At 68.4% G+C, this 17,634-nt stretch carries 25 protein-coding genes and 1 tRNA gene; 12 read left to right on the top strand and 14 right to left on the bottom strand.

The annotated features are described in order from the left end of the window. Positions 1-148 precede the first annotated feature (148 nt). Both purD and NKG96_RS09290 read left to right on the top strand, forming a co-directional pair. Positions 149-1,444: a phosphoribosylamine--glycine ligase gene (gene purD / locus NKG96_RS09295; RefSeq protein ID WP_254534661.1), complete on the top strand. Its 1,296-nt coding sequence runs from the start codon at positions 149-151 to the stop codon at positions 1,442-1,444. A gap of 228 nt (positions 1,445-1,672) precedes the next feature. Then, the gene (locus tag NKG96_RS09290; RefSeq protein ID WP_254534659.1) at positions 1,673-2,200 is read left to right on the top strand and encodes an acyltransferase; all 528 of its coding nucleotides are present in this window, start codon (positions 1,673-1,675) and stop codon (positions 2,198-2,200) included. Positions 2,201-2,209: 9 nt separating this feature from the next. Here NKG96_RS09290 and NKG96_RS09285 read toward each other — a convergent pair whose 3' ends face one another. Both NKG96_RS09285 and dacZ read right to left on the bottom strand, forming a co-directional pair. Beyond that, positions 2,210-2,989, bottom strand: a complete 780-nt coding sequence (locus NKG96_RS09285) for a mechanosensitive ion channel domain-containing protein (RefSeq protein WP_254534658.1) — start codon at positions 2,987-2,989, stop codon at positions 2,210-2,212. Further along, entirely contained in the window at positions 2,989-3,801 is an 813-nt protein-coding gene (gene dacZ / locus NKG96_RS09280) for a diadenylate cyclase DacZ (RefSeq protein ID WP_254534657.1), read from the bottom strand. The genes NKG96_RS09285 and dacZ overlap by 1 nt, the downstream gene beginning before the upstream one ends. 144 nt (positions 3,802-3,945) lie before the next feature. Here dacZ and NKG96_RS09275 point away from each other — a divergent pair, with 144 nt between their 5' ends. The 4 genes from NKG96_RS09275 to NKG96_RS09260 all read left to right on the top strand — a co-directional run bounded on the left by NKG96_RS09275 (position 3,946) and on the right by NKG96_RS09260 (position 5,415). After that, positions 3,946-4,179 carry a DUF7385 family protein gene (locus tag NKG96_RS09275; RefSeq protein ID WP_254534656.1) on the top strand — a complete coding sequence of 78 codons (234 nt, stop codon included), beginning with the start codon at positions 3,946-3,948 and terminating at the stop codon, positions 4,177-4,179. Between the two features lie 98 nt (positions 4,180-4,277). After that, positions 4,278-4,682, top strand: coding sequence for a DUF7344 domain-containing protein (locus NKG96_RS09270; protein WP_254534655.1), 405 nt, complete (start codon positions 4,278-4,280; stop codon positions 4,680-4,682). A 248-nt stretch (positions 4,683-4,930) separates the two neighbouring features. Beyond that, positions 4,931-5,227, top strand: coding sequence for a globin family protein (locus tag NKG96_RS09265; protein ID WP_254534654.1), 297 nt, complete (start codon positions 4,931-4,933; stop codon positions 5,225-5,227). Next, a complete protein-coding gene (locus tag NKG96_RS09260) occupies positions 5,224-5,415 on the top strand; it encodes a globin family protein (RefSeq protein ID WP_254534653.1) in 192 nt (63 codons plus the stop codon). Before NKG96_RS09265 ends, NKG96_RS09260 begins: the two co-directional genes overlap by 4 nt. Before the next feature lie 252 nt (positions 5,416-5,667). On the opposite strand, the gene NKG96_RS09255 is transcribed toward NKG96_RS09260, so the two are convergent. After that, positions 5,668-5,751, bottom strand: a tRNA-Leu gene (locus tag NKG96_RS09255). 103 nt (positions 5,752-5,854) lie between these two features. Between NKG96_RS09255 and NKG96_RS09250 the strand changes: the two genes are divergently transcribed. Both NKG96_RS09250 and NKG96_RS09245 read left to right on the top strand, forming a co-directional pair. Further along, the gene (locus NKG96_RS09250; protein ID WP_254534652.1) at positions 5,855-6,163 is read left to right on the top strand and encodes a transcription initiation factor IIB family protein; all 309 of its coding nucleotides are present in this window, start codon (positions 5,855-5,857) and stop codon (positions 6,161-6,163) included. 50 nt (positions 6,164-6,213) lie between these two features. Continuing rightward, on the top strand, positions 6,214-6,723 hold the full coding sequence (locus NKG96_RS09245) for an ester cyclase (RefSeq protein WP_254534651.1): 510 nt from the start codon (positions 6,214-6,216) through the stop codon (positions 6,721-6,723). 13 nt (positions 6,724-6,736) lie between these two features. Here the strand turns inward: NKG96_RS09245 and NKG96_RS09240 are convergent, their stop codons facing one another. From NKG96_RS09240 to NKG96_RS09230, 3 genes are all read right to left on the bottom strand, one after another. After that, positions 6,737-7,231, bottom strand: coding sequence for a phosphopantetheine adenylyltransferase (locus tag NKG96_RS09240; RefSeq protein WP_254534650.1), 495 nt, complete (start codon positions 7,229-7,231; stop codon positions 6,737-6,739). Between the two features lie 52 nt (positions 7,232-7,283). Further along, positions 7,284-7,796: a winged helix-turn-helix domain-containing protein gene (locus tag NKG96_RS09235; protein WP_254534649.1), complete on the bottom strand. Its 513-nt coding sequence runs from the start codon at positions 7,794-7,796 to the stop codon at positions 7,284-7,286. 179 nt (positions 7,797-7,975) lie between these two features. After that, complete coding sequence (locus tag NKG96_RS09230) at positions 7,976-8,284, bottom strand: HalOD1 output domain-containing protein (protein WP_254534648.1); 309 nt, start codon at positions 8,282-8,284, stop codon at positions 7,976-7,978. Positions 8,285-8,494: 210 nt separating this feature from the next. Between NKG96_RS09230 and NKG96_RS09225 the strand changes: the two genes are divergently transcribed. Further along, positions 8,495-8,881 carry a DUF7344 domain-containing protein gene (locus tag NKG96_RS09225; RefSeq protein WP_254534646.1) on the top strand — a complete coding sequence of 129 codons (387 nt, stop codon included), beginning with the start codon at positions 8,495-8,497 and terminating at the stop codon, positions 8,879-8,881. Between the two features lie 12 nt (positions 8,882-8,893). On the opposite strand, the gene NKG96_RS09220 is transcribed toward NKG96_RS09225, so the two are convergent. Together NKG96_RS09220 and NKG96_RS09215 are read right to left on the bottom strand one after the other, a co-directional pair. Beyond that, entirely contained in the window at positions 8,894-9,985 is a 1,092-nt protein-coding gene (locus NKG96_RS09220) for a glutamate--cysteine ligase (RefSeq protein WP_254534644.1), read from the bottom strand. A gap of 57 nt (positions 9,986-10,042) precedes the next feature. Further along, positions 10,043-10,921: an alpha/beta fold hydrolase gene (locus NKG96_RS09215; RefSeq protein WP_254534642.1), complete on the bottom strand. Its 879-nt coding sequence runs from the start codon at positions 10,919-10,921 to the stop codon at positions 10,043-10,045. An 89-nt stretch (positions 10,922-11,010) separates the two neighbouring features. Between NKG96_RS09215 and NKG96_RS09210 the strand changes: the two genes are divergently transcribed. Beyond that, positions 11,011-11,202, top strand: coding sequence for a hypothetical protein (locus tag NKG96_RS09210; RefSeq protein ID WP_254534641.1), 192 nt, complete (start codon positions 11,011-11,013; stop codon positions 11,200-11,202). An 18-nt stretch (positions 11,203-11,220) separates the two neighbouring features. Here the strand turns inward: NKG96_RS09210 and NKG96_RS09205 are convergent, their stop codons facing one another. From NKG96_RS09205 to cyaB, 3 genes are all read right to left on the bottom strand, one after another. Continuing rightward, complete coding sequence (locus NKG96_RS09205; RefSeq protein ID WP_254534640.1) at positions 11,221-11,748, bottom strand: DUF5804 family protein; 528 nt, start codon at positions 11,746-11,748, stop codon at positions 11,221-11,223. Positions 11,749-11,835: 87 nt separating this feature from the next. Then, complete coding sequence (locus NKG96_RS09200; protein ID WP_254534639.1) at positions 11,836-13,041, bottom strand: methionine adenosyltransferase; 1,206 nt, start codon at positions 13,039-13,041, stop codon at positions 11,836-11,838. A 59-nt stretch (positions 13,042-13,100) separates the two neighbouring features. Further along, positions 13,101-13,649, bottom strand: coding sequence for a class IV adenylate cyclase (cyaB, locus tag NKG96_RS09195; RefSeq protein WP_254534638.1), 549 nt, complete (start codon positions 13,647-13,649; stop codon positions 13,101-13,103). Between the two features lie 462 nt (positions 13,650-14,111). Here cyaB and NKG96_RS09190 point away from each other — a divergent pair, with 462 nt between their 5' ends. Both NKG96_RS09190 and NKG96_RS09185 read left to right on the top strand, forming a co-directional pair. Beyond that, a complete protein-coding gene (locus NKG96_RS09190; RefSeq protein ID WP_254534636.1) occupies positions 14,112-14,510 on the top strand; it encodes a hypothetical protein in 399 nt (132 codons plus the stop codon). Positions 14,511-14,730: 220 nt separating this feature from the next. Continuing rightward, a complete protein-coding gene (locus tag NKG96_RS09185) occupies positions 14,731-15,702 on the top strand; it encodes an FKBP-type peptidyl-prolyl cis-trans isomerase (protein WP_254534634.1) in 972 nt (323 codons plus the stop codon). Positions 15,703-15,726: 24 nt separating this feature from the next. Here NKG96_RS09185 and NKG96_RS09180 read toward each other — a convergent pair whose 3' ends face one another. From NKG96_RS09180 to NKG96_RS09170, 3 genes are all read right to left on the bottom strand, one after another. Next, entirely contained in the window at positions 15,727-16,077 is a 351-nt protein-coding gene (locus NKG96_RS09180) for a DUF7344 domain-containing protein (RefSeq protein WP_254534632.1), read from the bottom strand. Between the two features lie 199 nt (positions 16,078-16,276). Beyond that, positions 16,277-16,903: an RAD55 family ATPase gene (locus NKG96_RS09175; RefSeq protein WP_254534630.1), complete on the bottom strand. Its 627-nt coding sequence runs from the start codon at positions 16,901-16,903 to the stop codon at positions 16,277-16,279. Between the two features lie 27 nt (positions 16,904-16,930). Next, on the bottom strand, positions 16,931-17,602 hold the full coding sequence (locus NKG96_RS09170; protein ID WP_254534629.1) for a MinD/ParA family ATP-binding protein: 672 nt from the start codon (positions 17,600-17,602) through the stop codon (positions 16,931-16,933). Positions 17,603-17,634 lie beyond the last annotated feature (32 nt).

The raw sequence follows: 17,634 nt of genomic DNA, 5'->3' as shown, positions 1-17,634 counted from the left end.
CTCCTACGTCGGGATGCGAGCCCTAAATCGGTGGCCGTCCGGGCGGCGCGAGTCGCGCGCCGACCAGACGACCGGATGGGCACGAACCTGCACAGATTCGGTCGCCGGAAGAACAACCTTTACACTCGTATGTCTACCCTTGCCGCGTATGACCGAGACCGTACTCCTCGTCGGCGGCGGCGGCCGGGAACACGCCATCGCCCGTTCGCTGGCGGACGACACGGACCTCTACGCCTGCGCGTCGAATCGTAACCCCGGTATCGCGCGTCTCGCCGAGGGCGTCGAGCAACTGGACGAGACCGACCCCGAGGCCGTCGTCGCCTACGCCGAGTCGGTGGACGCCGACCTCGCCGTCGTCGGCCCGGAGGCACCCCTCGCGGCAGGCGTCGCCGACGCACTTGACGACGCCGGGGTGTACGCCTTCGGTCCGCACGCCGAGCAGGCCCGCATCGAGACGGACAAGGCCTTCCAGCGGCGGTTCATGCGCGAGGAGGGGATTCCGGGCTGTCCCGACTTCGAGACGTTCGACGACGTGGAGGCGGCCTGCGAGTACCTCGACGACTACGACGGTGACCTCGCGGTCAAGCCCGCGGGCCTCACCGGGGGCAAGGGCGTCCGGGTCACCGGCGACCAGGTGACGAAGGAGGAGGCCAAGGCGTACCTCCGCGAGTCGGGCCACGACCGAATCGTCCTCGAAGAGCGACTCGTCGGCGAGGAGTTCACCGTGCAGGCGTTCGTCGCCAACGGCGACCTGCAGATATCGCCCGCCGTCCAGGACCACAAGCGCGCCTACGAGGGCGACGAGGGGCCGAACACGGGCGGGATGGGGTCGTACTCCGACGCCGACTTCGCGCTCCCGTTCATGACCGACGAGGACTCCGACGAGGACTACGGCGAGGCGGTGTCGATTCTCGAAGCCACCGTCGACGCCCTCGACGACTACAAGGGCGTCCTCTACGGCCAGTTCATGCTCACCGCCGAGGGCGTGAAGGTCGTCGAGTTCAACGCCCGCTTCGGCGACCCCGAGGCGATGAACACCCTCCCGGTCCTCGAGACGGACCTCGTGGACGTCCTCGTGGCGGCCCGCGAGGGCGAACCGCTCCCGGAACTCGTCTTCAGTGCCGAGGCGACGGTGTGCAAGTACGCCGTCCCCGCCGGCTACCCCGAGGACCCCGAAGGGGGCGTGAAGGTGAGCGTCGACGAGGACTCGGTGGGGGAAGCGCTGCTGTTCTACGCCAGCGTGGACGAACGCGACGACGGAATCTACACGACCACCTCGCGGTCGTTCGCCGTCGTCGGCGTCGCCGACACCATCGCCGAGGCCGAGGAGATAGCGGAGGGGACGCTCTCCGCCGTCGGCGACGGACTCCGGGTCAGGCACGACATCGGGACCGAGGACCTCCTCCAGCGCCGTCTGGACCACGTCGCGGAACTGCGCGGGTAGCCGTCCGACGCCCCGGCGTGCTACCACGAACCGCCCCTGGGGAATACTGATTTCGCAGGCCGTTCGAGAGTCGCCAGTGGAGAACGACCCCGCCGACAGCGACTGCCCGACGTGCTCTGGAAGGTGCCCCAGAGCGTCCGGTTCTGGGCGGTCGAGCGGTGAGGCAGTCGAAGCCGAGACGGGTGGCGTGGCGGACGGCTTCATAATCCCGCCCGCCGAATCGCGACTGTGACCGACGACATCGACGGCGGTGGCCGCCACGCCCGGACCACCAGCCACCCCACGCCCGGCCCGCGCAACTCGCTGTGGCACTGGCCCGAGGCGAAGTCCCTCGGGCGCATCGTGTTCAACTACCTGCTGGTCCTCGTCGCCCGCCTCGCGCCCTTCCTCCGGGTGAAGAACTGGGCGCTCCGGCGACTGGGCGTCACCGTCGGTGAGGGCGTCTCGTGGGGCTTGGAGGCGACGCCGGACGTGTTCTGGCCGGAGTTAGTAGTACTGAGAGACCACTGCATCGTCGGCTACGACGCGACCCTCCTCTGTCACGAGTTCCTGCAAGAGGAGTACCGGACGGGGGAGGTGGTGGTCGGCGAACGCGCGATGGTCGGCGCGGGGGCCATCGTCCTCCCCGGCGTCCACATCGGCGAGGGGGCGCGGGTGGCCGCGAACTCGCTCGTGGCGGCGGACGTGCCGGCACACACGACGGTGGCGGGGGTGCCCGCACGGGAGGTTTCGCGGGTCGAAGGACCCGACGACTGATTCGACGGGTCAGCGGTAGCGGACGATACCCGACCGGAAGACGAGGTGGTTGGGGAGGACGAACTCCTCGGTGTCGCTCTCGATGGTCGTGACGAACACGTCCACCTCCTGAACGATGCCCCGGTGGCCGTCGACGCGCACCTCGTCGCCGATGCCGTAGGGCTGGGTGAGCAGGAGGTAGACGCCCGACGCGCCGGCGGCGAGGACGTCCTTCAGCGCGAGGCCGCCGAAGACGACGACGGCGAAGAGGTACCCCCCGAGGAGGACGAGCAACGCGCCGATGGCGAGGCCCAGTTCCGCGAGGGCGATGAGCGCCGCGATGTAGTAGACGCTGTACTTGACGGCGAGGGGGAGGACGTTCACCTCGGTGAGCTTGACGCTCTCCAGTCGCTCGCGGGTCGCCACCTCCGCCTTGTCGCCGGCGACGAGGCCGACGATGACGATGAGGACGGCGGCGAACACCTGCGGGAGGTAGCCCGCGAAGGCGATGAGCGAGAGGCGCGTCTCCAGCAGACCGGCGAGTTCGAGGGCCGCCGCGATGGTCGCGAGGTAGATGAACAGGGTGACGAGCGTGGCGATGAAGCTCACCGTCGAGGTGCCGAGTCGCTGGGCGGTGCGCTCGAACGTCGTCCCCTCGACGGCGCGCGGGAGGCCGATGGTGACCATCAGTCGGCGCACGAAGCGCCCGACGAGGAAGCCGGCGATGAGGCCGACGACGAGGACCAGCAGGGGCGCGAGCGAGTCAGAGACGAACCGCAGGACGTCCTGTGCGAACCTGCTGACCTGCATCAGTAGTCCTCCGGGTCCAGTTCGAGGATGAGTTCCCCGCCCGTGAACGCCCGCACGAGGCCGTCGCTCTCCGAGAGGACGATGGCGATGGCGTTCGTATCGCGCGTGATGGCGGCCGCCGCCATGTGGCGAGCGCCGAGGCCCTTCGGGATGTCGGTGCCCTCCGCGGAGGGTTCGAGGTAGCGGTAGGCGCTGACGATCTTGCCCGAGTCCGAGATGACGAACGCGCCGTCGAGGCGAGAGAACTCCTTCAGCATCACGTTCACGATGGGGTCGCCGACGTGGACGTGGGACTTCTCGAAGGGGTTGTACGACAGCGACCGGGACTTGTTCATCACCTTGCCCGCGTCGCCGACGACGAACAGCGCGCCCACCTGCTTGCCCTTCTGGCCCTTCTTACCCAGTTCGATGGTCACGTCGAGGACGTCCCGGATGACGCCGGGGTCCGCACGCGAGGCGACGAACAGGCCGTAGACGCCCGAACGGGCGAACTCCCCGGCGTTGACGCGCGTGACGGTGTCGACGCTGTCGTCGAACAGGCGCGTGGCGCAGGCGACGATGGCCCCGTCGTCGATGTAGTCGTGGTCGATGCCGCCCTCGATGCCAAAGCGGATGCGCTCTTTCACATCCGCGAAGTCGAGGGGGAGTTCGACGTGTCGTTCCGCGCCGACGGCGTTGTCGGGGGCGACGACCACCACCGGAATGTCCTCCAGTTCCACGAACCGCTCGTAGTAGGAGGTGGTCGGCGAGAAGAGAAACACGGCGTCGACCCCCTCGATGATATCCTCGAGCAAATCCCCCAGAGCAGACATAAATAGCATCTCTGCCCTAGCTATGAAAAACCTTTCCGGGCGTCTTGCGCTCGTCTGACGCGCGCCGCGGCAGGAGTGCACGCACGATTTCAGGGCGTCCGGTCGGTGGGAAAGACCTTTCAGCTACGGGACCGCCCCTCGCGCATGGACGACGACGAATTCGACGAACTCGTCGCCTCGCTCACTCCCACCTCGACGGTCGGGACCGTGCGGACCTACCGCAACACGGTGAGCGTGGCCTGTCCCGCCTGCGACCGCCCGTTCGACGACCTCGTCGTCTGCGGCGGGGAGTACGACAGCCTCGAACTCGACCGCCTCCTCGACCTCTGTGTCGGCGCACACGAGGGGGACGTGTTGCTGTTCACGCACAAGAACTGACGAGCGACCGACGGCGTGCGACCCCACAGAGGGGAAATTTTATTTCATTGACAGGAAGGCGGAAGTGATATGAACAGTAGTGATGTCGAATGTAGAGATTGATTGTCTGTAACACGCAGTGTCAGGTGATGGCGATGATCAACCAGTCTCTGAGCGAAGCATCTCCGCCCGAGCGAGAGCGCGAACTCGACAACGTCTTCTCGGCGCTCTCGAACCACCGGCGTCGGTACGTCCTCTCCGACCTCGTCCGGCACTTCCACCCGGTGCCGGTCCACGACCTCGTGGCACGACTGGCCGCGTGGGAGCGAGGGGAGTCCACCACCGACGAGACCCACCGCCTCGTCCACGCCGACCTGGAAGAGAACCACCTCCCGGCGATGGCCGAGGCAGGACTCGTCGAGTACTCGCCGACCGGCGCACTCGTCCTCACCACCGACGGCATGCGCGCAGAGCGCGTCCGACGGGCGTGCGGCAAGGCGCTCGACCGACCCGCCTGGGAGTAGCTTCACCCCGACCCGACCGCTCCACCGTGTTCCCCCACCCCGCTCGTCTCTCCTCTCCCACGTCGTTCCCCGCACAGCGACGGGCCGGCCCCGACCGCCAGTCCCCCTCGTCGGAGACGGTACCCACTCCCCGCCGAACGTCTCCGCACCCGTAGACTTCATTGAGCGCTCGCTCCCCCAGCGACCTCCCTATCGTCTCGTTTGCACGTTCACGCACTACTGTTAGCGAGCGTTCAGAATTGTGTCAAATGATTAATAGTAAAAGGATAACGTACAGCATGGGGGAGGCGGGCGACGAAGACCGCATCGTCGAGTACGAAGGCGAGTCGCTGTACGAACGCTTCGGCGGCGTCTACGGCATCGCGGGCGCGGTCGACGACCTCGTCGACCGACTGTACGAGAACGACACCGCCAACCAGAACCCCGCGGTCCGCGACTTCCACGAGGAGTTCCCCAACCCCGGGTTCAAGTACCTCGTGACGGCGTGGGCCATCGAGTACTCTGGCGGCCCGGCGACCCGGCGGTCTACCCCGGCCGCGGCATGAAGGAGGCACATGAGGAACTGGAGGTCACCGAATTGGAGTTCGACGTGGTGCGCACCGAAATCAAGACCACGCTGTATCAGGTCGGCGTCCCCGAACGGGAACTGCGGGAGTTCATGGACATCATCGACATGTTCCGGGACAGGGTCGTCGCGGACGAACACCTCCAAGAGGACTGGGAAGCACCCTGAAGCAGTTCGGCACTCTCTACGCTCTCGTGGTGAGTCGCGTCGCAGAGTGCGTGGGACCGGAATTTGAACCTCGCCGAGACTCGCTGGCGCTCGTCTCGTCTGGCTCAAATCGCCCCGCCCGCTGTTCGTCCCCGCTTCGCTCGGACAGAACATGGGTGGGACCGGATTTGAACCTCGGTCGAACCCTGTCGGGACCTCCCTGCTCCAAATCCGGCCGTTGCACTCCTCGCTCACTGTCGTTCGCGAAGGAAGTGCGTGGGACCGGATTTGAACCGGCGGACTCCTGAGAGACAGCGTCCTAAGCGCTGCGCCGTTTCCTGGCTTGGCTACCCACGCGCACCCACACGTACCGTGAACCGGCAGAAGAACCTGTCGTTACCGCCCGACGACTTTCGGCCCACGGCGAGGGCTTATGTACGCTCCCCGGGAACGGAGAGCCATGTACCGCGCCCGTGACCAGGTCGAGAACGAGCAGTGGCTCGCCGACCTCGACCGGGCGGCCGACCGCCTCGAACTGGCGTCTTCGGCTCGCTCGCGAGCGGTCGACCTGTTCCTCTCGACGGTCCCCGAATCCGAACGCTCGAAGAAACCCTCCCTCGCGGCCAGCCTCTACGTCGGCGCGCTCATCGAGGGCGACCGACGCTCGCAGGGCGACGTGGCCGACGCCGTCGGCGTCTCCAGACTCTCTGTCCAGCAACGCTGGAAGGGCCTCATCGAGGAGGCGGGGCTGAAACGACCCGGCTGGTAGCGACCCGTCCACCAGACAGGGTTATCTTTTGACATGGCCTACCGGGACGGATGAGTTCGCGACACTCACCCACCAGCACCGACGCCGCAGTCGATATCGCCCGCCGGTTCGCCGAGGAGGTGTGGAACGGGCGCGAGTACACCGCCATCCCCGAACTGGTCCACCGCGACTACGTCCTCCACGACCCGGCGGCCCCGGACCCGATTCGCGGCCGTGACGCGCTGGAACGGCACATCCGTGACTCGGTCCGAGCGTTCCCGGACCTCCACGTCGAACCCCGCCTCGGTCTGGGCGAGGGGGAGACGGTGATGACGTACTACACGACGACGGGCACCTTCGACGGTGCGTACGGCCCGCTCTCGCCGACCGGTCGCCGCGTCGCCGTAGACGGCACCGCGGTGATTCGCTACGAGGACGGGAAGATGCGCGAGGAACACCTCTACTACGACACGGCCGACTTCAGGAAGCAACTGGGCGTGACGGGGCTGGGGTTCCTCCGACAGGTCCCGAGTATCGCCCGGTGGACGCTTCGAACCGTCCGCGCCCGCCTGTTCGGGTGACGCCGCGAAGCGCTCAGTTCCCGCCGGGCGAGGGGCGGCCGGTGGCCTCGGGCGTGAGATTGCCGTGTTCGTCTATCTCGCCGCGGACGATGCGCGTCGAGGAGATGCGGTCCCCGTCCTCGGCGGGGACGTGATTGACGACGACGATTTCGAGAGGGTCGGCCCCGCTCTCCTCGCGGATGTCGTTCACTCGCTGTGCTCCCTCGACGGTTTCGGGCGAGACGATGAGGTAGTCGAACTGGGGTTCCGTGGCGATGCCGGTCGGTTCGTCCAGTCGACGGACCTCGAACTCGCGGCCGTGTCGCTCCGCGATGGGCCGGAGTTCGGACTCGAGGCGTTCCTTGCGTCGCTCGAAGGGAACGACCGCACGCGCCTCGTTGCGCGTCTTCGGCGCGAGGTCGTCGCTCGTCAGTCCGACCGTGACGTCTCCGAGTTCGAACGCTCGCTCGAACAGTGCCCGATGACCGTCGTGCACCGGGTCGAACGTCCCCCCGAGCGCGACTTGCATACCTCGGGACACGGCGTCCCGTGGCTTATGCCTTCGGCTCTCCGTCTGCAGGTCAGTCGTCGTCCGACTCCGCCGCGTTCTCGACGGGGCGTTCGACCGTGATTCTGACCGGGCGCTCCTCGCTCGTCCGGTCGGCGAGGCGGTCGTCGAGGTTGAACACCGTGTTCAGTTCCTCTTGAATCTCCCCGACGATGTCCGCGACGAGGTCGCCCGGCGGGATGGCGACGTACTCGTAGGGGTTGTTCCCAGCACCGCTGGACTCGCGCTTGCTCCGGGTGACTTTCCCCTCGCCGTTCAGTTCGGCGAGCGCTTCCCGGACCGTACTCGGGTAGAGGCCGGTCCCCTCGGCGATCTCGTTGCTCGTCGCGGCGGGATTCTCACGGAGGTAGATGTAGATGCGAGCACGGGTCTCGGTGTCGAGGACCCACGCGAGCAGGTCGACGAGACCGTCGTCGAGGCTCTCGACCGCCCGGTCGGTCTCGGCTTCGAGTCGGTCACGGACCGACCGCTGGTCTGGGCTCTCGGTGTCCTCACCGAGGTCGTCGGGTGTTTCGTCCGTGGACATGCTAATCGTAGCCGGAGCCAAGGATTTGTCAAATAAAAACCCTTGCTTCGCGGCGTGCTGAGCGGTACGGACAGACCGGGACAGGAGTGCTGACGGCGATATCGACGGATCACGGGGTCCGACCTGTGTGGGTGCAGAGAAACACAGCTTTCGTCCCGGCACCGACCGTCACGGGGCCGTCACTCCGAGTTCTGGAACAGGAAGACCGACCCGGACCCGCGAATCTCCACCTCGTAGTCGCCGTAGGTGAACCGGACGAACTCGACGGTGCCGGTCTCGCCCGACCGGCCGAGCAGCGTGACGACGGCGTCCCAGTCGACCACCCGACCGAGCGGCGGGTTCAACTCGAGCGGCGACGACTCGAGTTCGCTCGCGAGGAGGTCGGTGACGACGTGTAGCGGGTCCGTCGCTCCCGGCCGGAACTCCTCCGACCGAATCGGCGAACGGCCGTCCGTCTCCGACGGCACTCCGTCGTCGTTCAAACCCATCCTGTAGGAGGATGAAGCACCCCGAGTTAAATTTATGGACATCCGCTCGTGGAGAACGGCCCTCGGCGCCGCACGCCGCCGAAACATATAATTACTAGTGCCCTGTCGTAGTAAATATCTCGTCGGTGGGCGGCGATTTCCTACCGCCGCCGAACCGCCCGTGGCGACCGACGCGGGCCGATGGAGCGGCGGCCACGGGGGAGACACGACATGAGACTCAGTGACACAGACATCACCGATTCGTCCGCCGAGACTGACCGCCTCCTGCGGGCGATTGCAGACGAGGACCGCCGGGGCGTCCTCGAACACCTCTGTGCGGCCGACGGACCGGTCGACGTCACGGACCTCGCCGAGGTCCTCGTCGACCACGATGCCTCCTCGCGGGCCAGCGGGCCGGACGACCCCGAGACGGCCGCGGCCGCCACGGTCCTCCACTGCCACCTGCCGGCACTCGAAACCGCGTCACTCGTGCGCTTCGACGCCGAGGCGTCGGTCGCGGAGGCGACGGTCGACCCCGCCGACCTCGACGCGGTCACCTCGCAGGTCCCCGACGTCGGAGCAGACGGACGTGGAGACGGGGACGGCGACGAGGCGTAGTGCGGGGGACGGTCAGAGTCGCAGGTGCGAACAGAGCGCGTCGAGACCTACCTCCTCGCGCAGACGGCGCTGTATCGCGGTGCCGCTCTCCGCGTCGTACACCTCGCGGATTCCGGTGACGCCGAGGCGGTCGGCCTCCCGGTCGACGACGGTAGCGAGGTCGACCGTCGACTCGCACTCGCGGTCGATGAACGACGCCTCCCGGCCCCACCGGGTCGCCCGCCACTTGTTCTCGTCGAGCGTCTCGCGCCGGTGGCCGTCGGTGTTCCGGTCGGCCCACGGGTCCGAACAGTCCTCGTAGCGTTCGGCGTAGTCGACGACCAGCGCGTGGACGTACTCGACGAACGCGAGCACCCGGTCGGGGTCGGTCTGGGCGTCCGGCGTGCGCACCTCGACGGTTCCGTGGCCGGTGTGCGGGCGCACGTCGTACCAGAGTTCACCCCGGTCGCTGATGGACTCCGTCTCCACCATCAGGCGTTCGAGGCGCTGGTAGTCCGCGAAGGAGGTGAACGTCGTCGGCATCCCGGTGTTCGGGAGCGCCTCGAATATCTTGGCGCGCGCCGACGCCAGCCCCGTGTCGAAGCCGTTCCAGAACGGCGAGTTCGCCGACAGCGCGAGCACGACCGGCAGGTGCCACCGGAGTTCGTTCGCCACCCACGTCGCCTTCTCGGCGTCGTCCACGCCGACGTGGACGTGGAGGCCCGCGGTCGTGTTGCGGTGCTGGGGGTACTGGATGCGCTCCAGTTGGGTCCGGTAGCGGGGCTTCTCGGCGTGGTCGAGTTCGCGCCACTTCGCCGCGGGGTGGAGGCCCGCGGCGGCGATGCCGAGGCCGTGGTCCGCCGCGTGGTCGACCAGCGCCGCCCGCACGTCCAGCAACGCGTCGCGGGCGTCGCCGGGTCGCTCGATGAGGGGCGTCTGCGTCTCGACGACGAACTTGAACAGTTCGTGGTCCAACCGGTCGACCAGCAGGTCGGGGGGGTCCGACCCGTACACGAGTTCGTCCGTACCGGCGGTGGGGCGACCCTCCCCGTCGACGACGAAGAACTCCTCCTCGATGCCGAGCGTCCCCATCCGGTCGAACGCGTCGGCGGACCCCAGTTCCATACACCTGAGTGCCCGGCGCTCTGAGTAAACACTTCCCCTCTGGCGTCGGCGCTCCGCTCACTCGCCGAGGAAGGGGACGACACACCCGAGGAACCGGTCGGGTGCCTCCCGCGGCGGCCAGTGGCCGCACCCCCCGAGGACGCGGAGGGTGGCGTCGGGAGCCAGCACCGTCGCGCGCACCGCCCACGAGACGGGGACCAGCGGGTCGTGCTCGCCGTGGACGAACAGCGTCGGCGTCGAGAGCGCTGGGAGGCGGTCGAGGTAGTTCGTCCGCAGTCCGCCGATCCCCACCTCGCTGCGCTGGAACCCCTCGAACGCCCGCCCCGCGTCGGGCCTGTCGAGCGCCCGCCGCAGGTCCGCGACGAGTTCGGGCGTCGCGTTGCCCGGGCCGACGATTCCCCGGACGGCGAGGGAAGCCGCCAGCCGACTCCGGCGGAGGGCGCGCCAGGCGAGTGCGGCGAACGGGAGGCGAGTGAACAGCGCACCCAGCGGACCGCCCGGGACCGTCCCGCCCAGCCCGTAGCTGTCGACGGCGACGAGGCGCGTCACCCGGCCGGGGGTCGCCAGCGCGGACCCGATGGCCACGCCGCCGCCCATCGAGATGCCGACCAGCGCACAGCGGTCGACGCCCACCGAGTCGAGGAACGCGTCGAGGACGCCGATGTAGTACTCGGTCGTCGGGTCGTCGGTGGGCGGGTCGCTCCCGCCGTAGCCGGGCCAGTCGAGGGCGTAGACTCGCCGGCCCGTTTCGGCGGCCAGCGGGCGCAGGACGTCTCGCCACGAGAGGGACGCCTCGTCGATGCCGCCGCCGTGCAGGAGGACGACCGGCGTGCCCTCGGTATCCTCGCGGGGCGTCGCCACGCGGTAGTGCAGGCGGCAGTCGATGCCGTTGCCGAGGACGACGGACCGGCGGTCGACGGCGGGGGTCGCGGACATACACCGGAGACGGTGGGTCCCGAGATGAAGACTGCGGCAACGTCCGCCCGGTGGGAAAGACACCTACGTGTGGAGTCGAACCGTCGGTCATGGACTACAGTCGCTCACGGTGGACCGGACCCCGAACGGTCATCGCCGCCACGGGCGTCGTCCTCCTCGGCGTCGCGCTAGGCGTCCTCGGCGCGCAGGGGGCGCTGACGACGACGCGCCTCGCGATGGTCACGTTCGCGTTCGCGGTGGTCGCGCTCGCGGGGTCGGTGGCCCACCGCAGACTCGTTTGACGGTGAGGACCGTCAGCGTCAGCCGCCGAACTCGTCTTCCGTGACGCGCACCACCAGCGTCTCCTCGACGTCTCGCAGGTCGTACTCCGGGAGCTGTCGCCCCGTTCGGGCGACGTACATCGGTTCGACGAGTCGCCGCGTCGCGGTCCGACCAGTCGGGGGCGGCTCCGAGTCGGCGTCCCCGCCGTCATCGGCGTCCCCGGGGTCGTCGACTCGCTCGACGCCGTACACCGTCAGGTAGCGGTCGGACTCCGCCGGGGACACCTCCCCCTCGCGGACGGCCGTCGCGAGTCTGCGGGAGAGCCACTCGCCCTCGCTGACGGACGGTTCGAGGACCAGCGCCGTCTCGACGAACCGCACGAGGTACCAGTTGAGGTCGTTGAGCAGGGCGACGGCCGCCCCGAGGCTGATGGTGTCGACGCAGACGCTGTTCTCGAAGGGTCGGTCGAGCGTGTACGTCGCCAGCGCGTCGCGGGCCGTCTCCCGGGAGAGCAACTCGTATCTGAGGTCGCAGTCCTCGGTGCCGACGAGACAGACCCGCGTCATGGCAGAGGGTGGACGAGGGCGAGGCAAAGCGGTTTCGTTCGACCGGCCGGCGATCGCGGGGCGGTCTCGGAGGGGTCGGCCGGCAGTTCAGAAGGTCGTGAGTTCGCCCTCGATGACGCGCTCGGTGATGCCCGTCACGTCCGCGAGTTCGCGGTCGATGATGGCGGACACCTCGTCCTCGATGTCGGCGACGGTGACGCCCTCCTCGGTGACGAGGGTGGCGTCCGCGACGTGCGGGTCGTCGATGGGCTGGCCGATCTGACTCAGGAGGCGGATGCGAATCTCGCGGATGCCCGTCACCTCGCTCACGACGGCCTCGGCGATGTGCGTCGAGAGCAGGTTGTAGATCTTCCCGATGTGGTTGACGGGGTTCTTCCCGCTGGTTGCCTCCATGCTCATCGAGCGGTTGGGCGTGATGAGACCGTTGGCGCGGTTCCCGCGCCCGACCGAGCCGTCGTCGCCCTGTTCGGCGGACGTGCCGGTCGTGGTCAGGTAGATGGCCCCCTCGTCGTAGTCGTCGGCGGTGTTGACGTGGACGGCGACGTCCCGGTCGGTGTAGTCCGTCGCGAGGCCGGCGACGTACTCGCGGACGGACTCGACGGCCTCGCGGTACTCCGCGAGGTCGGCGACGTACGAGTCCACCATGGCGGCCGCGACGGTCACGTCGATGTGGTCGCCCTCGCGCTTGCCCATCACCTTGATGTCCTGCCCGAGTTCGGGGTGGTCAGCGGCGTACTCGCCGTTGAGGCTGCGCTCGGTGTTGAGGACGATCTCTTCGGTTTCCGTGAGGGGGGCGTGGCCGACGCCGAAGGAGGTGTCGTTGGCCATGGGGACGCGCGCGCCGCCCTCGCCGAAGACGCCCTTCAGGTCGCCGCTGCCCTCGCCGAGGCGGACGTCCACGACGATGTCCGTCCCGAAGTCGAGTTCGGGGAAGTGCTCGCCGAAGTACTCGCGGGCCGCCCGGAGCGCGATGGTCTCCGTGGGGATGCGCGTCCCCTCGTACTCCTTCGTGGCGCGGCCGACGATGAGGAGGTAGACGGGTTCGGTCGTCTCGCCACCGCCGAACGCCGGGGCGGACGACCCGGCGACGAGTTGCGTCTCGTCGGTGTTGTAGTGCAGCACCTGCCCCACGCGGTCGAGGTACGCGCGGGCGAGCGCCTGCGAGACGTGTTCGGCGATGCCGTCGCAGATGGAGTCGGGATGGCCCAGCCCCTTTCGTTCGACGATCTCTACCTCCTGGTCCTCGACGGCGAGGCCCGCCATCGGCTCCACGCGGATGTTCCGGTCGGTCATTGACCCCGGTTCACCCCGACCGGGGGTATAACTTACGGAAACTTTCGCCCCGAGATTGATTACTGTGGGGAATCAGCGAGCAGCATCCCGAGGTAGGAGGTGCGAATCTGCTCGTCGGGGTCCAGTCCGAGTCGGTCGAGACAGGCGAACACCGCCTCGCGGGCCGCATCCACGTCCTCGCTCTCGACTTCGACCTCCACGAACTCCCCGAGGTCGGTCACGCGGTCGAGGACGACGGTGAGGCCGTCGAGGGCGTACTGTTCGCGGCGCTTCTCGACGGTCGCCGCCGGCGCGTAGCCCAGTCCGTCGAGCACCCCGGCGAGTTCCTCGTCGTCCGCGACGGCCGTCTCGTGTTCCTCGCGGGTCTTCGAGGCCTCGTCAACGAGCGGTCCCTTGTACGTGACGAGGGCGCGCCGCTCGCCGTCGTCGGACACGACCGTCTCCCGGCGGATGCGTAGCGCCTCGTCGGTCGCGGCGAAGTCGCGGTCGGGCGCGTCGTAGTAGGTGTCGACCTGCTCGACGGTCCGTTCGTGAGTCGCACCGAGCGACCCGAGGCGGTCGCGGACCGGGTCGTGGGTCGCTCGCACCTTCACCTCGACCTCGTACATACCGACACGCGCGAGGGCGGGCGGCAAAAACCTACCCGGTCGGCGCTCCGACAGTTGCTTGCGGACGAAAGGAATGGAACGATACCACCGGGTGCTGTGGGTTGGGCAGAGTCGCCCACCGCCACGCCGCTCACCGACGACGCACCGCGGGGGGACTCGATACTCCCATGCCCGACCACGCGATAGTTACCTGTCGTGACTGCAGCCGCCCGTACACCGCACGGGTCCGTGACAACGGAAGCATCATCCTTCCGGTCGCGGACAACCGGTGTCCGTGCGGCGGCGAGTCATTCGACGAGTTCGCCCTCTGACCGTTCGTCCCGACGACGGACCCCGTCTGAGACACACGCACCGAGCGGTCAGGCCACCGCGACCGTCTCGACTCCCGGACGTACGGGGCCGGCGGGGGCCACCTGCACGCCTCCAGTTTATCCTCCCGTCCGCCCATATAACGGAGCGACGATGACAGGTCGTACGTCGTATGAGAAGCGTGACCGGGACTCCGAGGGCGAGACGGGCACCACCGGGACGAGCGGGCAGTCGAGTTCGAAGTCCGGAACCGCCGGGTCGACCAAGCGGTCCGGCCGGACGTCGGGGATGACCGAGTCCGTGCGGAAGTTCGGTCGGAAGACCGGGATGCGCGAGTCGGAAGAGTACGGGGCCGACATCGCCCTCCTCGGGGCCGCCGGGTCGGTCCTCCTGGCGTGGTTCCTGTTCTACGGACGGGGCAGGCGCGAACACGGCCTGTTCGTCGGCCTCTGGCCGCCGACCATCCTCGCCTTCGCGAGCTACCTCCGCGGGCGGGGCATCGCCCAGCGACTCGAGAAGATGACGCCGGGCGACGACGACACCGGGCGGTAACCCGCCCGACCGGGTCGACGCGGTGAGACCGCCGACCCGTTTGACTGCTTTTCCGGCCGTTCTCCACCGGCGAACGGTACCCGCCCACCCGAGACGCGCCTCGTCCACGCGGGTCGGAAGCGCTCGGCGGGACCGACTGTCAGGTGTTCGCATGGGTCGCCCATCCAACGTGAGGGCGGAAGCGTGGTAATTAAGGGTGCGTCGGGAGGAGGTGTCTGGTATGAGTGACGAATCCGAGGCGGCCGAGAACGAATCCGAGGCCGACGCGGCCGAGGAGGCAGCGGCGGCCGAAGCCGAAGAGACCGAGGAGACGGGACTGCAGGACGGCGACTTCGTCCGTATCGCCTATACGGCGCGCACCGTCGAGGACGACCAGCTCGTCGACACGACCGACCAGGAGGTCGCAGACGAGGAAGACGTCGGCGACCAGGGCGAGTTCGAACCCCGCGTCATCGTCCTCGGGGCGGGCCACATCTTCGGCTCCGTCGAGGAGGACATCAAGGGCAAGGAGGTCGGCGACTCCGGCAGCGTCACCGTCTCCGCAGAGGAGGCCTTCGGCGAGTACGACCGCGAGCAGGTCAGGACCATCACCGCCGACAAGATTCCCGACGACGACCGCTACCCCGGCGCGCAGGTCCAGATCGACGGCGAGCAGGGCTACCTCGAGACCATCGTCGGCGGGCGCGCCCGCGTCGACTTCAACCACCCGCTGGCCGGCGAGAACATCGAGTACGAGTACGAGATTCTCGACGTCGTCGACGACAAACTCGAGCGCGCACAGGGCCTGCTCGGCATGTTCCTCGACATCGACCTCGACATGCACATCCAGACCGACGAGGTCGAGGAAGAGCAGGTCGTCGAGAGCGACGACGAGGACGACGAGGGCGAACCCGAGACGGAGACCGTCACCGTCGAGAAGGAGACGCTCTACATCGAGGCGACGCCGCAGCTGACGATGAACCAGCAGTGGATGTTCCAGAAGCAGCAGATCGCCCAGCAGGTCATGGACCGTGTCGACCTCGACCGCGTCATCATCCAGGAGACCATCGACGGCTCCGGGATGGGCATGATGGGCGGCATGGGCGGTATGATGGGCGGCATGGGCGGTGCCGGCGGCGAGGACATCGAGGAGGCTCTCGAGGACGCCGACGTCGACACCGACGAGATCCTCGACGAACTCGACGAGGAGTAAGAGAAAGCGAGGCGGGCCGTCGGACTACGCCGAGTGGCCCTCGAAGAACACGCCGGGGTCGGCGTCGGGGGTGGCGTCGTCGAGCGGCGGCGTGTAGACGACGTGTGCGTCGGCGTCGTACTCGATGAGTCCCGCGTCCGCCAGTTTCGGGAGGTGGACGTGGTGGAGCGTCGCGCTGACGCTCTCCGGGTCGACCGGCCCGTCGCCGTCCATGAGTTCGCGGGCGATGACCCGACTCGTGAGGTCGTCTATCGCGATGTCCTCGTGCGGGTGTCCACGGAGGTACGCGAGCACGTGCCGCCGCCGCCGGTTCGCCATCAGGTCGTACGCAGCACCGCGAGCGTCGGTGTGTGCAGGGGGTTGTCTCGTGGCCATCTGCCTACAGGTGGTGGCCCGGAGGGCAAAACCCCTGTAGAGCGTTGTGAGTGGTTGCACACCGTTGCACACTGTTTCACACCCGCACCGTCCGTCGATTTTCGCGAAACCGTCGGTGGGGATGACTCTCTCGTAATGCTGCACTTTTGCGCCGCTCGCCGCGAAACAGTTCGACGTTCGTGAGGGTCGCGGCCGACGGCTACGCGATGTCGCGGCTCGTGTCGATTGCCACCGAGTCGGCCAGTTCGAGTTTCACCACGTCGGTGAGCGCCCGGCCCCCGCGGAACTTGGGCACGGTGAGTCGGTTCTCGATGCTGTCGCTCCCGACGCGCGTCTCCAGGTCGAACACCACGTCGGCCATGTGGCGCGTCGTGTCGCGGCCCTGCGGGAGGTGGTTGCCGGCCAGACAGTGGAGGATGGCGAGCCCCTGCGTGTTGTGGATGTGGTTCTGGAGTTCGTTGAGAAAGTTCCGGTACCGGTCGTGTGACTCGCGTTCGAGGACGTCCACCGGGTCGACGATGAGGTTCGACGCCTCCGGGAGCGCGCTGACGAGTTTCGCCGCGTTGTCGATGGGCGCGTCCCCGGAGACGTGCCGGATGGTCGGTTCGCCGGTGCGCGTCGAGGAGTTGGCGATGCTGTCGGCGACGGCCTCCTCGGTCCGACCGAGCGTGATGTAGAGCGTTCCGCGCGTGGCGGTGAGTTCGTGGAGCAGGAGTTCCGCCTGACTCGCCGGCTCCGCACAGAGCGCGACAGTGCTGCCCGCGGGGATGCCCCCGTCGAGCTTCCGGTCGAGCACGTCGACTCCAGTCGGTAGCCGGTCTCTCATCTACACGAGACATTCTCGTGAATATAGTTAACCCTTGTGCCTGCTGAAACGATGTGTCACCCGCCGATACGTCGCGGCGACGGCCCGTGACCCGAGCGGGTCCGCGACAGGGGGAATCGCCGTGACGGGGACGCCTCCGAGGAGCGCACCGACGCCGTCGGGGACCGCCCGACACCGGGTGAGGACCGCCCCGACGAGGGGGGTGTCGAGGGCGTCGGCCATCGCCGCCGTCTTCGCCGCGTCGCGGAGGGCCGCCGGGCGGGACGTCGAGACGACCAGCGCACGGTCCGCCAGCCCAAGCGGGAGCGCCACGTCCCGGCCCGCGCCCGCCGGACAGTCGACGACCACCGGTCCGTCGTGGGCCCGCACCCGGCAGAGCGCGTCCCGGTACGCCGACGACGGGGCGGGACCGCCGGGGACGACCAGCACCTCGGGGTGGTCGGGACCCGGCGTCGCCACTGCCCCGACCGACGCCCCCGCCGCGAGGGCGTCGACCGCGGACGCCGCTGACTCGACGTGCTCCCGCGACCGACCCGGTCCGTCCCCGCTGTCGACGTCGGCGACCCGCGCGAGGTTCGGGGCGTCGCGGTCGGCGTCGACAGCGACCGCCCGGCGTCCGGCCCGTCCGAGTGCGCGGGCGACGCCGAGCGTGGTCGTGGTCTTGCCGACCCCACCTTTCCCCCCGACGACGGCGAGCATACGCCGACTGGCCCCGCCTTCCTACTTGAAGG

This window comes from Halomarina litorea (assembly GCF_024227715.1).
GTDB classification, from domain to species: Archaea; Halobacteriota; Halobacteria; order Halobacteriales; family Haloarculaceae; genus Halomarina; species Halomarina litorea.
The sequence above is the reverse complement of the archived record's forward strand: the minus strand, read 5'-3'. Positions and strand labels throughout refer to the sequence as shown.

What these genes read in the sequence shown, in the direction of transcription:
- NKG96_RS09210 (WP_254534641.1), top strand. Translation starts at nt 11,011, where the DNA reads ATGGACTACAGTCGCTCACGGTGGACCGGACCCCGAACGGTCATCGCC.
- NKG96_RS09180 (WP_254534632.1), bottom strand. Translation starts at nt 16,077, where the DNA reads ATGGCCACGAGACAACCCCCTGCACACACCGACGCTCGCGGTGCTGCG.
- NKG96_RS09240 (WP_254534650.1), bottom strand. Translation starts at nt 7,231, where the DNA reads ATGCAAGTCGCGCTCGGGGGGACGTTCGACCCGGTGCACGACGGTCAT.
- NKG96_RS09170 (WP_254534629.1), bottom strand. Translation starts at nt 17,602, where the DNA reads ATGCTCGCCGTCGTCGGGGGGAAAGGTGGGGTCGGCAAGACCACGACC.
- NKG96_RS09185 (WP_254534634.1), top strand. Translation starts at nt 14,731, where the DNA reads ATGAGTGACGAATCCGAGGCGGCCGAGAACGAATCCGAGGCCGACGCG.
- purD (WP_254534661.1), top strand. Translation starts at nt 149, where the DNA reads ATGACCGAGACCGTACTCCTCGTCGGCGGCGGCGGCCGGGAACACGCC.
- NKG96_RS09265 (WP_254534654.1), top strand. Translation starts at nt 4,931, where the DNA reads ATGATTAATAGTAAAAGGATAACGTACAGCATGGGGGAGGCGGGCGAC.
- NKG96_RS09175 (WP_254534630.1), bottom strand. Translation starts at nt 16,903, where the DNA reads ATGAGAGACCGGCTACCGACTGGAGTCGACGTGCTCGACCGGAAGCTC.
- NKG96_RS09225 (WP_254534646.1), top strand. Translation starts at nt 8,495, where the DNA reads ATGAGACTCAGTGACACAGACATCACCGATTCGTCCGCCGAGACTGAC.
- NKG96_RS09250 (WP_254534652.1), top strand. Translation starts at nt 5,855, where the DNA reads ATGTACCGCGCCCGTGACCAGGTCGAGAACGAGCAGTGGCTCGCCGAC.
- NKG96_RS09285 (WP_254534658.1), bottom strand. Translation starts at nt 2,989, where the DNA reads ATGCAGGTCAGCAGGTTCGCACAGGACGTCCTGCGGTTCGTCTCTGAC.
- dacZ (WP_254534657.1), bottom strand. Translation starts at nt 3,801, where the DNA reads ATGTCTGCTCTGGGGGATTTGCTCGAGGATATCATCGAGGGGGTCGAC.
- NKG96_RS09215 (WP_254534642.1), bottom strand. Translation starts at nt 10,921, where the DNA reads ATGTCCGCGACCCCCGCCGTCGACCGCCGGTCCGTCGTCCTCGGCAAC.
- NKG96_RS09230 (WP_254534648.1), bottom strand. Translation starts at nt 8,284, where the DNA reads ATGGGTTTGAACGACGACGGAGTGCCGTCGGAGACGGACGGCCGTTCG.
- cyaB (WP_254534638.1), bottom strand. Translation starts at nt 13,649, where the DNA reads ATGTACGAGGTCGAGGTGAAGGTGCGAGCGACCCACGACCCGGTCCGC.
- NKG96_RS09205 (WP_254534640.1), bottom strand. Translation starts at nt 11,748, where the DNA reads ATGACGCGGGTCTGTCTCGTCGGCACCGAGGACTGCGACCTCAGATAC.
- NKG96_RS09235 (WP_254534649.1), bottom strand. Translation starts at nt 7,796, where the DNA reads ATGTCCACGGACGAAACACCCGACGACCTCGGTGAGGACACCGAGAGC.
- NKG96_RS09260 (WP_254534653.1), top strand. Translation starts at nt 5,224, where the DNA reads ATGAAGGAGGCACATGAGGAACTGGAGGTCACCGAATTGGAGTTCGAC.
- NKG96_RS09190 (WP_254534636.1), top strand. Translation starts at nt 14,112, where the DNA reads ATGACAGGTCGTACGTCGTATGAGAAGCGTGACCGGGACTCCGAGGGC.
- NKG96_RS09275 (WP_254534656.1), top strand. Translation starts at nt 3,946, where the DNA reads ATGGACGACGACGAATTCGACGAACTCGTCGCCTCGCTCACTCCCACC.
- NKG96_RS09220 (WP_254534644.1), bottom strand. Translation starts at nt 9,985, where the DNA reads ATGGAACTGGGGTCCGCCGACGCGTTCGACCGGATGGGGACGCTCGGC.
- NKG96_RS09200 (WP_254534639.1), bottom strand. Translation starts at nt 13,041, where the DNA reads ATGACCGACCGGAACATCCGCGTGGAGCCGATGGCGGGCCTCGCCGTC.
- NKG96_RS09245 (WP_254534651.1), top strand. Translation starts at nt 6,214, where the DNA reads ATGAGTTCGCGACACTCACCCACCAGCACCGACGCCGCAGTCGATATC.